Origin of the sequence: Bradyrhizobium sp. AZCC 1578, assembly GCF_036924675.1 — a bacterium.
Lineage (GTDB): Bacteria > Pseudomonadota > Alphaproteobacteria > Rhizobiales > Xanthobacteraceae > Bradyrhizobium.
In genome coordinates this window covers 864,700-878,681 of the sequence record NZ_JAZHRZ010000001.1, presented here as the reverse complement: position 1 = coordinate 878,681, position 13,982 = coordinate 864,700, and the positions used below count along the sequence as shown (strand labels likewise).

16 protein-coding genes are annotated in these 13,982 nt (G+C 63.0%); 7 read left to right on the top strand and 9 right to left on the bottom strand.

Annotation, left to right across the window (positions count from 1 at the left end; genetic code table 11):
- Positions 1-156: 156 nt before the first annotated feature.
- From V1290_RS04510 to V1290_RS04490, 5 genes are all read right to left on the bottom strand, one after another.
- On the bottom strand, positions 157-969 hold the full coding sequence (locus V1290_RS04510; RefSeq protein WP_334363231.1) for a DUF2182 domain-containing protein: 813 nt from the start codon (positions 967-969) through the stop codon (positions 157-159).
- 49 nt (positions 970-1,018) lie between these two features.
- Positions 1,019-1,648 (bottom strand): DUF1326 domain-containing protein, encoded by a 630-nt coding sequence (locus V1290_RS04505; protein WP_334363230.1) that lies wholly within the window; start codon positions 1,646-1,648, stop codon positions 1,019-1,021.
- Positions 1,649-1,941: 293 nt separating this feature from the next.
- Positions 1,942-2,388, bottom strand: a complete 447-nt coding sequence (locus tag V1290_RS04500) for a type II toxin-antitoxin system VapC family toxin (protein ID WP_334363229.1) — start codon at positions 2,386-2,388, stop codon at positions 1,942-1,944.
- 5 nt (positions 2,389-2,393) lie between these two features.
- Positions 2,394-2,636, bottom strand: a complete 243-nt coding sequence (locus tag V1290_RS04495) for a type II toxin-antitoxin system Phd/YefM family antitoxin (protein ID WP_334363227.1) — start codon at positions 2,634-2,636, stop codon at positions 2,394-2,396.
- Between the two features lie 132 nt (positions 2,637-2,768).
- The gene (locus V1290_RS04490; RefSeq protein ID WP_334363225.1) at positions 2,769-3,149 is read right to left on the bottom strand and encodes a hypothetical protein; all 381 of its coding nucleotides are present in this window, start codon (positions 3,147-3,149) and stop codon (positions 2,769-2,771) included.
- 719 nt (positions 3,150-3,868) lie between these two features.
- On the opposite strand from V1290_RS04490, the gene V1290_RS04485 reads away from it, so the two are divergent.
- Together V1290_RS04485 and V1290_RS04480 are read left to right on the top strand one after the other, a co-directional pair.
- On the top strand, positions 3,869-4,294 hold the full coding sequence (locus V1290_RS04485; protein ID WP_156908435.1) for a hypothetical protein: 426 nt from the start codon (positions 3,869-3,871) through the stop codon (positions 4,292-4,294).
- A 467-nt stretch (positions 4,295-4,761) separates the two neighbouring features.
- Complete coding sequence (locus tag V1290_RS04480) at positions 4,762-5,136, top strand: hypothetical protein (RefSeq protein WP_028345561.1); 375 nt, start codon at positions 4,762-4,764, stop codon at positions 5,134-5,136.
- Between the two features lie 68 nt (positions 5,137-5,204).
- Here V1290_RS04480 and V1290_RS04475 read toward each other — a convergent pair whose 3' ends face one another.
- Entirely contained in the window at positions 5,205-6,497 is a 1,293-nt protein-coding gene (locus tag V1290_RS04475) for a polysaccharide deacetylase family protein (protein ID WP_334363223.1), read from the bottom strand.
- A gap of 184 nt (positions 6,498-6,681) precedes the next feature.
- On the bottom strand, positions 6,682-7,476 hold the full coding sequence (locus tag V1290_RS04470) for a polysaccharide deacetylase family protein (protein WP_442894965.1): 795 nt from the start codon (positions 7,474-7,476) through the stop codon (positions 6,682-6,684).
- 106 nt (positions 7,477-7,582) lie between these two features.
- Between V1290_RS04470 and mgtE the strand changes: the two genes are divergently transcribed.
- From mgtE to V1290_RS04450, 4 genes are all read left to right on the top strand, one after another.
- Entirely contained in the window at positions 7,583-9,019 is a 1,437-nt protein-coding gene (mgtE, locus tag V1290_RS04465) for a magnesium transporter (protein ID WP_334363221.1), read from the top strand.
- A 73-nt stretch (positions 9,020-9,092) separates the two neighbouring features.
- Complete coding sequence (locus V1290_RS04460) at positions 9,093-9,452, top strand: helix-turn-helix domain-containing protein (RefSeq protein WP_334368932.1); 360 nt, start codon at positions 9,093-9,095, stop codon at positions 9,450-9,452.
- A 113-nt stretch (positions 9,453-9,565) separates the two neighbouring features.
- Entirely contained in the window at positions 9,566-10,384 is an 819-nt protein-coding gene (locus tag V1290_RS04455; RefSeq protein ID WP_334363220.1) for an aldo/keto reductase, read from the top strand.
- Positions 10,385-10,498: 114 nt separating this feature from the next.
- Positions 10,499-11,281, top strand: a complete 783-nt coding sequence (locus V1290_RS04450; RefSeq protein WP_334363219.1) for a hypothetical protein — start codon at positions 10,499-10,501, stop codon at positions 11,279-11,281.
- Positions 11,282-11,340: 59 nt separating this feature from the next.
- On the opposite strand, the gene V1290_RS04445 is transcribed toward V1290_RS04450, so the two are convergent.
- Together V1290_RS04445 and V1290_RS04440 are read right to left on the bottom strand one after the other, a co-directional pair.
- Positions 11,341-12,159, bottom strand: coding sequence for a phytanoyl-CoA dioxygenase (locus V1290_RS04445; RefSeq protein WP_334363217.1), 819 nt, complete (start codon positions 12,157-12,159; stop codon positions 11,341-11,343).
- Positions 12,160-12,406: 247 nt separating this feature from the next.
- Positions 12,407-13,084 carry a DUF599 domain-containing protein gene (locus tag V1290_RS04440; RefSeq protein WP_334363215.1) on the bottom strand — a complete coding sequence of 226 codons (678 nt, stop codon included), beginning with the start codon at positions 13,082-13,084 and terminating at the stop codon, positions 12,407-12,409.
- Between the two features lie 102 nt (positions 13,085-13,186).
- Between V1290_RS04440 and V1290_RS04435 the strand changes: the two genes are divergently transcribed.
- Positions 13,187-13,843, top strand: coding sequence for a glutathione S-transferase family protein (locus tag V1290_RS04435; RefSeq protein WP_334363214.1), 657 nt, complete (start codon positions 13,187-13,189; stop codon positions 13,841-13,843).
- Positions 13,844-13,982: the final 139 nt, after the last annotated feature.

Sequence of the window (13,982 nt, the reverse complement as noted above, 5' to 3'; positions counted from 1 at the left end):
TTGCGTTGGCAACCGCGGGTTCGCTCCGAAAGGCGTTGCCATGCTCTCACCTCGTAGGCGCGGACAGAAAGCAATGGAGGGACAGTAAGGTCGAGTTGCACTTGCGGTGTTGCTGATGGCAATTCGAACTGAGCAAGCAGGTTCTCATCACGGCGGCTACGACACTAGCAGCCAAGCGCCCGCGGCCACACATGCAATGCCGGCAGCACGCGCGATCCAGCGTCCAACCGGCGTAAGTTTCTCCAAAAGGACAAGCAGCGCCAAAAGCGCAATCCAAAGCACGTTCATCACTCCGCCTACGAACAAAAGCGCCATCAAAACCCAGCAGCAGCCGACACAATAGCCTCCGTGCCGAAGCCCCAGCAGCAGGCAGCCTCGCAGGTGGTTCTGAAAGCCGCCGTGGCGCATCAGGAACTGAAACGGCGACTGGCATTGGGCGAGACAGACGTCCTTGAGCGGTGTCCATTGATAGACTCCCGCCGCGATCAGCACGATTGCGCCGAGCAGGTTGCTGGCGATCGTCATCCGGGAATCCAGCAGGGCTGCCCGTTCGATCACCCATTGGAGAAAGGTGGCTGCCAGCGAAAAGCCGCTCCAGACGAGGAGATAACCGGCCGCAAACCAGCCGGTCGCGGCGAACGGCTTGCCCTGCTCTTTCCACTGTCGACCCACGCGGGCGTACATGAGGATCATGGGCGCTGCCGAGGGTGCCATCATTCCGACCATCATCACCGCCCACATCAGGAACACATACGCGAACTCGATCGCTCGCCATGGCTCGTTGGCCGGCAACATGATTCCGATTCCGGCCGGGATCATGCGGAACCCGGTCATGTCCATGCCGCCCATGTCCATGTCATTGGCGAGCCAGAGCATATAGCCCCATGCCAGCGCGACAATGATCCCGATCGCGCCGCCGACGACCCAGCGATCGCGCCGCAGCACGATTTCCAGGGTGCTGTCGGTCATTTGCGACTGATGTTGCTGGCCTTGTTACAGGGCCGTACCAGGAACTGCATCACGCTTGGTTCGACCAGCGGATCGGCGCATAGAGGCCGTTCTTGCCGGAATTATCCCAGCGCATGCCATGATCGCTGAACGTGTTGCCGGAGGCGCCGGCTGCCAACACCATGTTGTCGGGGCTAACGGGATGGCCGATGTTCGCCCACATTTCCCCGCTCGGATGCATGGTCGGCAACGGATCGACGGACATGTGCAGAATGCCCGGGATCTCAGCGGACCGCGTCTTGCCGTCGATCCTGAATGTGATTGGGACCTTGCGCAGTCCCAGGTTCTTGCTGATCAGCGGTGTGAACGCGGCCATAGGACCACCGGCAGCGCCGGTAAAGATCGCAGCTAGGGCCTCGGTCTGCTGATCGTCGGCGCGCTGATCGATATAGGCGGCCAGCGACCAATCTCCGTCTGCCATGACCCCAGGTGCGTGGAGGATGATCAGGACATTGAGTCCATCGAGCGTGATGTCGCCATAGCGGCCGCTTTCGATGTGGAAGATCAGCGGGACGTTACAGAAGCCCTCGGTCGGTCGCGAGGTCAACGGAGGGGCCGCCGACACGAGGCAGGGACACACGATGCTGCAACTGCAGTTCTCGAAGTAGTCACCGGAAAGGTGCCATGGGACGTCCGCCATCGCTCTCTCCCGCTAGGCCGAACCCGATTGATTGCTTTCGAACGAGCTACGTGTAGTTGAAATTACGCTGCGCGGAGAAGTACCGCAAGGCGATTCCGCGATCGAAATACGCCCGAGGAAGGCGCGATGGACATGCGACCGCCCTCCGAGCGCACGATGCTCAAAAATGTACGATCGCCTGATCGGAGAATTCCGCCGGTACATCAATTTTCGGCGGCTTTCGTCTGGCGTTTCTTCGTGGCGCAGTTGGCGTTGGATCGTCATCGCCAAGAGCGTCTAAAGTCTCTGTCTGATCAGGGACAAGATGCCGGCGGCAGCGCGGCGAAAGGATCGAGCACGCGCACGCTGAGCGGTGCGAAATGCTTCAGATTCCGCGACAGGATCGTCAGTCCGTGCTGGAGCGCGGTCGCGGCGATGATGATGTCGGCGAAACCCGGCGCTTGCCCTTGTCCGCGCGCGCGATCCAACAGGACTCCCGCACGTCGAGCGGTCGCGGTATCGAAGGCGAGAATACGCTCGCCATAGAGATGCAGCAGCGTCTCGAGCCAAGCGTCGAGGTCGGCCGCTTTGTGTGTCGCGCCCTCGCGCCGTGCCTTTGCGATGCCGTCCTCGATCTCGGCGATGGTCACCACCGATACATAGAGATGAGCGGAATGGTCATCCATCCACGTTATCAACGCCGGTGATGCCGATCTCGATGGCGCGCCCGCTGAAATCACATTGGCGTCCACTAGATACAAGACGACTAGAACTCGGTTTGACGCAGCGGCTCGGTGTCGCGCGGCGGCAGATCGTCCGGCGCGAGTGGCGCCGCCATGAGTAGGCGGCCGAAAGAGGGCACTTGCGACAGCCGCTGCCATTCCTGATAGCTCAAGATCACGGCCTCTCGCTTGCCGTGCCGCGTGATGACGGCTGGCTCGCCGCCCACGGCTTTATCAACCAGTGCCGACAGGCCGGACTTCGCGTCCCGAAGCTGAATTTCACGCATGACGACCCTCGATCGGATGTGACTACAGTAGTCATAATTAGCCTTGACGTAAAAATCAAGCTGCGTCCAGGCTTTCCTCCCGGGGTGGGCTTTGATGGGCACCTTACGGTTTGGGTGCAAGGGGCAAACCCGTCACGGCTCGGCCCGGCTCGATCGAGGTTTGAGCGGGATTTGGAACGTCTTGTATCGCGCGATCTCAGGAAAGCTGTCCGCGGCTCTGGTAGAGACTAACCCGACGACCGCGGCCGGAACTTCTTTGCCGACCAGCCGGCTGATCGCCGTGGTTTGACCTTTGGTCAGTTGGACGTCGGGCGCACCCGCTGCCGCCATCGCGGTCCTGACGCGGCTGATCGACGACTCGGAATATCTATCGTCGATCGCAATTGTCTTGCCGGCCAGGTCGGGGACCGACTTGACGTCGGGACCTGTCACGAGGACGGCCACGAGAGCGTTCAGCGACGCATCCAATGTCGGGACCGACATTCGCTCCGCGACGGCAGATGCGGCCGCCACTTGCTCCTCTGTCGTTCGGGTTGGCGGAACGTCAGTCGTTGGATGCGGATCGGTGGCGCTTGCTGGAGGCGCTTGGGAAGCAACGGCATTGCCCGTCGTCTGCTGGTTCGCTTGCGGAGAAGGAACCGGAACGGGAATGGTAGCTTTCGCCGCGACCTTGATTGGCTTGGGTGTTCGACGGACCGCGTAGTCCGCGTGAGATCGGGGCGGCCTGTCGCCACGCGAGGCGACGGCGGACACCGGTTTCGTTGCGGCAGAATCGCTCTCATACGACTCAGGTTCGATCGGCACATGAACCGCGGTCAGACAGGCTAACGGGTTCAGGCCAACGCAGGATGGCTGTGTTGGTGGTTGGCTGCTGCAACCGACCAAGGCGACAGCCAGCGCGCAAATAAGGAGCGTCCTCAATCGATCCTCCTGAAGAGGTTGAGTGCTGCCCGCAATTCTTGCGGCTTGAAGGAGTTTGCGCTGATCCTCAATCAATGATGCAAAACGGTTAAATGCGCATTAAGCGTAGGCCACGCGCAGCCTGATGCGCCGGCATGGTTAATGCGTGAGCCAGTGCCGCTTCGGATCAACAGAAGCGACCCGGCACTATCCCACGGTGCTTGCATTCACATGTCTGCCTTTTCGTTGCTTTCTTCCATGCGGGATTTCGCCACGAATCGGTCGCCATGCTCATGCGCTGGGGTTTTTCATCGAGTGATGGAGAATGACCGATGGCGAGTATCGAACGACTTCACAAGACTGCGCCGCTGGATTTGGCCAAGCTTGAGGAAGATGTCGTAGGGAGCCTTCCTGCGATCAGGGCGGCTCCATCGGGGCCGATGCCGGACTACGTCGAGCATGAAGAGGGCGTCACCCGCGTCGGTGCGCTCACGGCCGAGGCCGTGGTGCGTGACTATGAAGCCGCCGCCAAGGAAATTGAAGCCATGGGAGCAGAGCTGATCAGCGCGGCGAAGAGATGCGAGGCAATGACTGCCGAAGTGCATAATGCCATTGCCTTCATGCGCGACACCGCGGCCTCGTATCGTGAGGAAGCCAAGAAGATCTTCAAGCGCATCGAGGAATGCTCGATCTTCACAGAACAGGTGCGGAAGACCTGCGAGACCGTCAAACTCAAGATGGTCGAAGGCAAGCCATAGCCGCGTTGAGCCATCCGGAACATCGATCAGCTTGGTCGTCCCGACGGGAAGACCTGTTTTTGATTAGCGTGTGTGAATTACGGCACACGGCTGGTGCCACGAATCAGCTTATTTTGAAGTCTCCTCCCTAAACTTGTACCCGCCGCAAATGGCGGGTCTCCTTTGCGGTATCCTGCAATAGCGATAGCAACCCGTCAGTGCTGCGATGGCCGCACGCCTGATCGGTCGGTCTGCGCTCAGACCAAGAGTTGCAGATTTTTCCTGCACAATCGGTTCAGGTGAGGCAGGTGCGTGTCCGCAATGACACGCCGCAGCAATTCCTGTGGGACGGGGCGCGGGTGATACCCCTGCCGTCGCACCGTTCGCGTAAACTGAATGAGCCAGCCGGCTGCTGATTCCCGCCGGCTTTGCCGCGGTTCGGCGCTTCCAGGACGTTCGAGACTACCAAGACCACCCGGAGCATCTTCATGCTGTTTCTGAGCTACGCCTATCGATTCCTCTCCAACTTCGTGTTCCTGGCGCTGGTCTATTTTGCTCTGAATTTCCTAGAAAAGTACCAGCATCGCGTGGTCGTCGCGGTTCTCGTGCTGGTCTATGCCGGCATGCATGCGGCATCCGCGCTGCGGTCGTTTCACTTCTTCCAGCGCATCGAACGGCTGGAACTGGAGGCCCGCCGTTTGGTGGCGGCGCTGGGCGAGGGGCCGAATTCGACGTCTACGCGCAAGCAGGTGATCGCCGAAGTCAGCGGGCTTCGCCAAGCCGGTGAGATCAAGGCCTATATCGACCTGCTGTTTCTCGCCATCGTCATCCTGCTCTGCATTGCCAAGATCGTGGCCAGTTGAGCCTTTGTCGCGATGGCGGGCGAGCAGTGCCCAACGTCGGGAAAACGGATCGGCGGGACCGCGGCCGATCAGCGCTTTTTCAAGCCCGCAACGCGAACCGACCGCGCATTCCGCTTGGCTTGTGCAGCGGGCTTCGGCGCGGTCCCGCTGGCGCCCTCCGGGGCCTGCGCGGTCTGTCCGGCGGGTACCGGCGGCTGAGCGGTCGCTGCGCGGTCGTGGCGACGGGATTTCCCTGCGAGCCTTGCCGAGGAGACTTCCGTTGACCGAACTTGCGCAATCGACGTCGTCCGCCGCGCGGACAAGGCCAGCATGGCTACGCGCGTCAATTCCGGGATATTGAAAATACTCTCCGCCGGAATCGGCAGCGCGGCCAGCGTGCCGACCGGCGGCAAACTCGTCTGGCGCGGCCACGGCGTTGCCGGTGACAGGGATACACCGCGCCCGCGTCGCCGGGCGTGCGCACCAAGATCGGCCGTGTGCCAGTCGAGATTGGACAAGGCCGGGACGGGCAGCGCGGCGGGGCCGGCAGCAGCGAATTTCGAGACCTTCGGCCAGCGCGAAATCGCCACCACTTCCGACGGCGGACGCAACTGCCATTGCTGCGGCTCGGTCGGCGTCGCCGGCCGCTCCGGAGTCGCCGGCACCACATGGACGATGCGATAGCCGCGTGCCTTCAGTTCGCTCAGGATCTTCGGCAGCGCCGTGACGGTGCGCGGCTGAATGTCGTGCAGCAGCAGGATGCCCTTGCCCTTTCGCTCAAGCCGCTGCATCGCGAGCTCATAGACACGATTGGCGGACACATCGCGCCAGTCATCGGCCGGGAAATCGGCGCTCCAGAGCTGAAGCCCCTTGGAAGCGGCGAATTCCTCGATCTCGTTGGTGCGGCGCAGTCCGGGAATGCGCAGGAACGGCGCCGGCGCGGTGCCGTCGCCGAGCGCCGCGGTCACCGATGCGATGCCTTGTTCGATCTCCTGTTTGGAGCGGTCGAACGGCAGGCGATCCATGCCGCCTGGATGGTTCTGGGTGTGGGTGGCGACCGTGTGGCCGGCATCGCGCACCTTGCGCACGCCTTCCGGACTGGCGTTGGCCTGGCTCCCGACCAGGAAGAAGGTCGCCTTCGCGCAGTGGGCGGCGAGAATAGCGAGAATCTGGTCGCTGTATTTCGGCAGCGGTCCGTCGTCGAAAGTCAGCACCACCTCACGGTCTTCGAGTGGCAGCGTCTTGCGGTATTGCATGGTGCCGATGATGGGATGGGCGCGCGGATCGACCACGATGGTGCGTGACGTGCCGATGGCGTCGGGATGACCGGGGCAATCGGCGGCGGAAGCTGCTTGTACGGTGAGGCAGGCCAGCGCTCCCATGCACAAAGCGGCCCATGGCCGCGATCGGGGGCCTTCGAATACGCTAACAATCATTGAACACCGGCTTCATTCCAACCTTGGTTCCGACGACCAGCACCAAGGTTCAATCTTTCAGGCGGGCCATGCTTACACGAGACGCGATGAATCGTGCTTTAATCGACTGAACTTCATGCCGATTTTGGCTCTAATGTGCCTTGCCGGACACGGTTTTGGCATCTGCCGGGACGAGGTGGACCACGCGGTAGTGATTGTCGCGGAGGTAGCGCAGAAAGGCCGGCAGCATGGCCGCGGTCTGCGCTTTCGGATCGTGCAGCAGGATGATGCCCTTGCGGGCAATTTGCAGCCGGTCGGTGAGCAGTTTCAACTGTTGCGCCGGCGTCATATGATTCCAATCGCTGGCCCATAGATCGGCGCCGAACACGGCGATGCCGCGCTTTTGCAAGGTCTCCAGCGTGGCGGGCGTCATTTCAAAATAAGGGAAGCGAAAGAACGGCGTGGTCGGGGTCGTGGTGGCCGCGCGGTGCAGCGCCGTTTCGACCGCCGCGATGCCCTTGTCGATCTCGCCGATGGCAGCCTCCGGCTTCATGTATTTGAGATTGTGGTGGGTCCAGGTGTGGTGCGCGATGGTATGGCCCTGGGCGGCCATTCTTCGCACCAGTTCGGGATGTTCGGAGGCGCGCCTTCCGAGCAGGAAGAAGGTGGCGCGCACGCATTCCTGCGCCAGTGCAGCCAGTATCTTCTGGTCCGTCGGCGGCCACGGTCCGTCGTCGAAGGTCAGCACCACTTCGCGGTCTTCCAGCGGAAGCGTCTGTGGAAAGCTCTTGAGGCCCACGCGCGGGTAGGTAGCGGCATCCACCGCGAGAACGCGTGAGGTGCCGAGCGCGTCCTTGCGGGGACATTCGGCAGCCGTCGCTGCCACAGCCGAGGTCATCAATATCGCGACCGCCGAGCACAGCGCCGCACCAAATTTCAGGGTCATTTGCCGTTGGTGATATTTGGCATTGCGCATGGCGCAGCCGATTGGGTAATGCGTCAAGCGTAGCTCAGACGAGTTCCCTCATTCTGTCAAACCGGCGAGGCGCGGCATGGCCGAGAAAATCGACGTTGCCCAAGCCGCCGAAGCGCGACCGGACCAGGGATCGGTGCTCGACCATCTTTTGATGCGGGACGAGGAAGGGCAGCTCCGCCGCGAGTTTGTCGAGGAGATTGCGCGCGCGATCCATGCTGCCGACCGGCCGTTGTTGTGCGAGGTGGTGGCGGAACTACACGAGGCCGATCTCGGCGATTTGATCGCGGCCCTCGAGCCCGAGGACCGCGTCACCCTGGTCGAGATCACGGGCACCGATTTCGACTTCTCGGCGCTTAACGAGGTCGATGACGCCGTCCGCGAGGAGATCCTTGAGGAGCTCGAGCCGGAAACGGTTGCGGAGGGCGTTCGCGAATTGGAGTCCGACGACGCCGTCCAGTTGCTCCAGGGCCTCGACGAGGAGGACCAGGAGGAGATCCTCGAAAAGCTGCCGCCGCCCGAACGCGTCGCGATCGAGCGCGTTCTGCTCTATCCGGAAAATTCCGCCGGCCGCCGGATGCAGACCGCGTTTATCTCGGTGCCGCCGGATTGGACGGTCGGGCAGGCGATCGACTACATGCGCGACACCCCCGATCTGCCTGACCGCTTCTACGAGATCTACGCGGTCGATTCCGAACAGCACTGGCAGGGCGCGGTTTCGCTCGACACGCTGTTGCGGGCACGCCGCCCGGTGCCGCTTGTCGACCTGATCGAGGAAGACCGCCGCCGCGTCTCGGTGCTCGACGACCAGGAAGAGGTCGCGCGGATGTTCGGCAAGTACAATCTGGTTGCGGCCCCCGTCGTCGACACCACCAACCGGCTGGTCGGCGTCATCACCATCGACGACGTCGTCGACGTGATCGAGGAAGAGGCTGATGAAGACCTGAAGGCGCTCGGCGGCGTCACCAGCGACGAAGAATTGTCGGACAATGTCTGGACCATCGCGCGCGGCCGATTCAATTGGCTCTTGGTCAATCTGGCGACGGCGTTTCTGGCGTCCTCCGTGCTCGGCCTGTTCGAGGGCCAGCTCGAGAAGATGGTGGCGCTCGCGGTGCTCGCGCCGATCGTGGCGAGCCAGGGCGGCAATGCCGCGACCCAGACCATGACGGTGGCGGTGCGGGCGCTGGCGACCCGCGAACTCGGTTCCAACAACGCGCTCCGCGTTGTCATGCGCGAGGCGATGGTCGGCCTCGTCAACGGTCTCGCCTTTGCCGTCATCACGGGCGTTGCGGCGGTGGCATGGTTCAAGATCCCCGGCCTGGGCGTCGTGATCGGCCTCGCCATCATCTGCAACCTGGTGGCCGGCGCGCTCGGCGGCATCCTGATCCCGATGGTGCTGGACCGGGTGCGCGCCGATCCGGCGGTGGCGTCGGGAACGTTCGTCACGACGATCACCGACGTGGTCGGCTTCTTCTCGTTTCTCGGCATCGCCACGCTGTGGTTCGGGCTGAAGTAGCAAAACGAGGTCTCATTTATCGTTAATCGGACCTTAAGGCGCTTCGCCGATGATGTTGGCCCACGAGGTCAACATGCAGCGGTTGCGGCTGAAAGCGGACGGGCGGATCGTCGAACTGCGTGACGGGCAGGAGTTCCCGCTCGCGCCGACGATGCCCGCCCTCGCGCCGAAGCAGCCTTCGACCGCAACCGTCATGCCTGACGCAGCGCCGGGCGAAACCGCCGCGCTGCCCGCCGTGCGCGACCTTCGTCGTCGCGCCTGCCTGACCCAGATCGAATTCGCGGCACGGCTCGGCGTGCCCGTCGAAACCATCCGGAACTGGGAGCAGGGCAAGCGCGTGCCGCGCGGACCGGCGCGGGCGCTGCTCGCGGTGATCGCCCATTCGCCGGAAACCGTTTTCGCCGCGCTGGCCACGGAGCCGGAGCCCGCCTAGCGCTTATTTGGCGCGTTTCGTCACGCGTACCGGAATTCGCTCCGCTCGAAGCGCAATCTGTTGGCACGGCTGTTTCCGCAGCCCATAATGGGAACGGTCCGCGGATACAACCAATGCTATTTGTCGAAGCCAATGGCGCAAAAATCCCGGCGATCGGGCTGGGTACCTGGGAATTGCGTGGACGCACCTGCGCGCGGATCGTCGAGCAGGCATTGCGGCTCGGCTATCGGCACATCGACACTGCCCAAGCGTATGACAATGAACGCGAGGTCGGCGAGGGGCTGCGGGCTGCGGGCGTGAAGCGCGATCAGGTTTTTCTCACCACCAAGGTCTGGCCCTCGCATTTCGCGCCCCATGACCTGGAACGTTCCGCCAAGGAAAGCCTGGTGCGGCTGCGCCTGACCGAGGTCGACCTGTTGCTGCTGCACTGGCCGAACCCGCAGGTGCCGCTGGTCGAGACGCTGGGCGCGCTGGCACGGGTCAGGCAGCAGGGCCTCGCCCGCCACATCGGCATATCCAATTTCACCGTGGCCTTGATCGAGGAGGCGGTGGCGGCATGCCCGGAACCGCTGGTCTGCGACCAGGTCGAGTATCATCCCTATCTCGACCAGACCAAGGTGACGGAGGCTTGCGCACGTTACGGCATGGCGCTGGTGGCCTATAGCCCGGTCGCCAAGGGGCGCATCAAAAGCGATCGCGCGATGCAGCGGATTGGTGACCGCTATCGCAAGACGGCGGCGCAAATCTGCCTGCGCTGGCTAGTGCAGCAGGGCGTGGCGGCGATTCCACGCACCTCGAAACTCGAACGGCTCTCGGAGAACATCGAGATCTTCGATTTCGAGCTGTCGGACGAGGACATGCAGGAGATCTCCGCCATGGGAAGCGCCAGCGGCCGGCTCACGGATTTCGGCTTCGCGCCGAAATGGGATTGAGGAGCCGCGTCGCCGAACGCTATTCTGGCGACCGTAAGAGACGAACCTCATTTCGGTACGATGGAGCTGCGGCGGATCATACCTACCGAGATCACGGCGTCTGCAGTCGCACATGTGTCGCTGCTGACGCTGTTCCTGCTGTTTTCGGAGGTGCATCCGTTCGGCTCGGTGACCGCCGAGCAGGTCCCGGTCGAGATCGTTACGCCGCAGGAAATTCCCGAACAGCCCAAGCCGGCTGAACAGCAAGCCGCTGAGACCAGGTCGGAACCGGCGCCAATCCCGCAGCCCGATTTCTCGCTCCTGGAAACGCCTGCCGCGGCCAGTCCACCTCCGCCATCAGGGCAGCTACAGCCGTCCCCGCAGAAGCAGGCTGCGCTTGCTGCGCCGCGCCCCGTCCCGCCGCAGCCGATGGCACAGCCACCATCGCAACCGGCGGCGCCAGCGTACGCGCCGCCCGAGCCGGATATCTCGATCAAGTATCAGGTGCTGCTGGGTTTACCGCCCGACCTCCCGCTGCAGCCGCAAGCTCCGGCGCAAGCCCGCAACAAGGACGACGACAATTTCGATGGGCCGGCGACCGAAGCCGCCGACATCTCGAGCACGTTGATCGCGGAATTCCGGCGGCACCTCAAGACCTGCTCGAAACTGCCGGCCTCGCTGTCGGGCTCCGACGACGTCAGGGTCAAGCTGCGTGTCCTGATGACGCCCGACGGCAGGCTCGCCGCGGAACCGATCCTGATCGAGGCCAGCGCCTCCATGAAGGGACCGTTGCTGATGCAGGGCGCCATCCGCGCCCTTTCGGCCTGCCAGCCCTATGCCATGCTGCCGGTAGACCGCTACGGCGAATGGAAGGTGCTCGACCTCAGCTTTACGCCGCAGGATTTTGCGAGCGGCTAGCAACTTTCGCGAATGCCGCCCGGTTCGGGGGTCCCGACCCGGGCGGCATCGTTCGCTTCTCAGTCCGGGTTTTCCTGCAGCGCGCGCCGGATTGCCATTTCAATCGGCGAATATTCGCCGTCCTCCCGTTCAAGCCGGATAGGTTCGGCCGGATGGAGGGGCGGCTGCGCCATGAAGCGTGGCCTCGAACCGCGATGCGGTTGCGCGGCGTGGATCAGGAAGGGATGACATAGATAGACCGTGCCGGCCTTTCCGACGGCCAGCGCTTCCGGCAGATCGGCCGCCACGTCGGCGAGCATCAGGTGCGACATGCCAACTTCTCCCGCAGGTTCGAGCAGTCGCGCCATATCGAGGTGCGAGCCCACCCGGATACGGGTCGGCGCATCCAGTTCACCAATATCGGAAAACAGGAAGAGCATCAGCAGCGCGCGGCCACGCGACGTCACGTTGACTCGCCACGAGGCGAAATCGTTGCGCTCGTTTGGATCGTCCGACGGGCCGGGGAAGCTGAGGTCGACGTGCCAGCCGGTATCGCCGGGATCCTCGGCATGCGGGAAGCGTACCGGGAAGCTGCCGAGGTCCGCGCGCGGCCGCCAGCGGCCGCTTCCGACGAGCTGATCGAAGGCTGCGTGGAGCACCGGCGTGTTCACCGCTTTCCGAAACGGCTCCTGTCCGTAATAGCCGAGCCGGATCACCGGCCGCGTCCAGGTCTTCTTGTCGAAGGGATCGCATCCGGTGTCGCGCCAGAGAATGGCGCGGCCTTCCTCGGCAAGCTGCTCGGGGAAAGCGTTGTCCAGTCGGACAAACCCGTCTTGAACAAACTGGTTCAGTTGTGCGTCGCTGAGCGCGCGCACGTGTCGCTTGGTATTCGAAGGCATGAAATCCTCATATCGCTTGGCCAGCCAGCATCATCGCGCGCAGCGAGAATGGGTCGGCTCATTCGGTCCTTTGAATCGCGCTGGCGCCGAAAGCGGCACGGACGCGCTCGTTTCCGCCCGCCGGCGCGGGCAAGCCGTTAGCGGCTGAGGAAAAAGGCCGAAGCGATATTGAAGATGCGGATCATCATCATGGTGGGCCGGAGAAATAGCACAGGCCTATTGAGGTATCAATGAAGCCACCGGCCCGTCAGTTCCCCATCGCCCGCCAGGCGTTCGAGGCGAACTGCCGCCGCCAGGTCACGATCACGACGAGTGCGGTCGTAATCAGCAACAGCCAGGGGCTGACGAACCAGCCGAGATAGCCGAGCGCAAAGAAGAACGCGCGCTGGCCGCGGTTGAAATGCCGTCCCGCCGCCTCGAACAGGCGCGTCGTGCGCATGACATGGGCTTCTGCTTCCGCCGTGTCGCGCTGCGACGAGGGCGGCATCGCGCCGAGCAGGATCGCGACATAGTTGAACAGGCGATACGACCAGGCGAATTTGAAGAAGGCGTAGATGAAGATCAGGATCAGCCCGACGCATTTGATCTCCCACAGCGCCGGCGAGGGGGTGAGATCGACCGGCAGCTCGCGAAGCACGGCCAAGGCGTCGTGGGTCGCCCGCAGCAGCGCCAGCGCGCCGCCGATCGCGATCAGGCTGGTGGAGGCGAAGAAGGCGGTGCCGTTTTGCAGCGAGGCCATGATCTGCATGTCGACCATGCGTGCCTCGCGATCGAGCATGTTGCGCACCCAGACCTCGCGGTAGGTATTCATGCGCGCCGACAGGCTGTCGCGGCCGTAAGCCGTGTGTTCGAGCGTGAAGCCATAGGCCAGCCACTCGACGACGAAGAAGGCGACGGCGGCGATATCGACCCAATAGGCGCCCATGTGGCGGCATCTCCGATGATGGCTTGTGCGATCGTGATGTACAGGTTGGACGTGTGCGGCGCACTATGGCAACATGCCCGTCCCAACAGGATTTCCCCGCTAATGTTGAAACTGGTCATCGGCAACAAGAACTATTCGTCATGGTCGATGCGGCCATGGCTGGCGCTGCGCGCCAATGACATCCCCTTTGAGGAGGTGTTCATCCCGCTCTACACCAACGACAAGGCGGACAAGGACCGGATCCTGAGCTTTTCGGATTCAGGCAAGGTGCCGACGTTGATCGATGGCGATGTCACGGTGTGGGATTCGCTCGCAATCATCGAGTATCTCGCCGAGAAATACCCGCAGGCGAAGCTGTGGCCGGAAGACCGCGCCCGCCGGGCGCATGCGCGTTCGATTTCGGCGGAAATGCATTCGGGATTCATGCCGCTGCGCAACGAATGCGGCATGAACCTGCACCGCCCGATCGGCGCCGTCGATCTGTCGGACGATGCACGCGCCAATGTGGCGCGCATTCAGGAGATCTGGTCCGATTGTCATCGCCGTTACGGCAAGGATGGACCGTTCCTGTTCGGCGCGTTCGGCGGGGCAGACGCGATGTTTGCGCCGGTGGTGCATCGCTTCCGCACCTATGCGATCGAAGTGGAGGGCGAGGCGAGGCACTATTTCGATGCGATGATGTCGTTGCCGGCATTCCAGGAATGGACCCGCGCCGGCCTTGCCGAAACGCTTGTCATCGATCGGTTCGAGACGGTCTGACGACGGAGCGAGCCGGCGGGTGCTGCGCTCCGCCCGCGGCTTGCGGCCCTCGATCAATCCGCCGCCGGACTGTCCGATTTTGGGAAAGACGGCTTCGATGCCGGGTAGGCGGATGACCGGGAACCCCCTGGATTGGCGT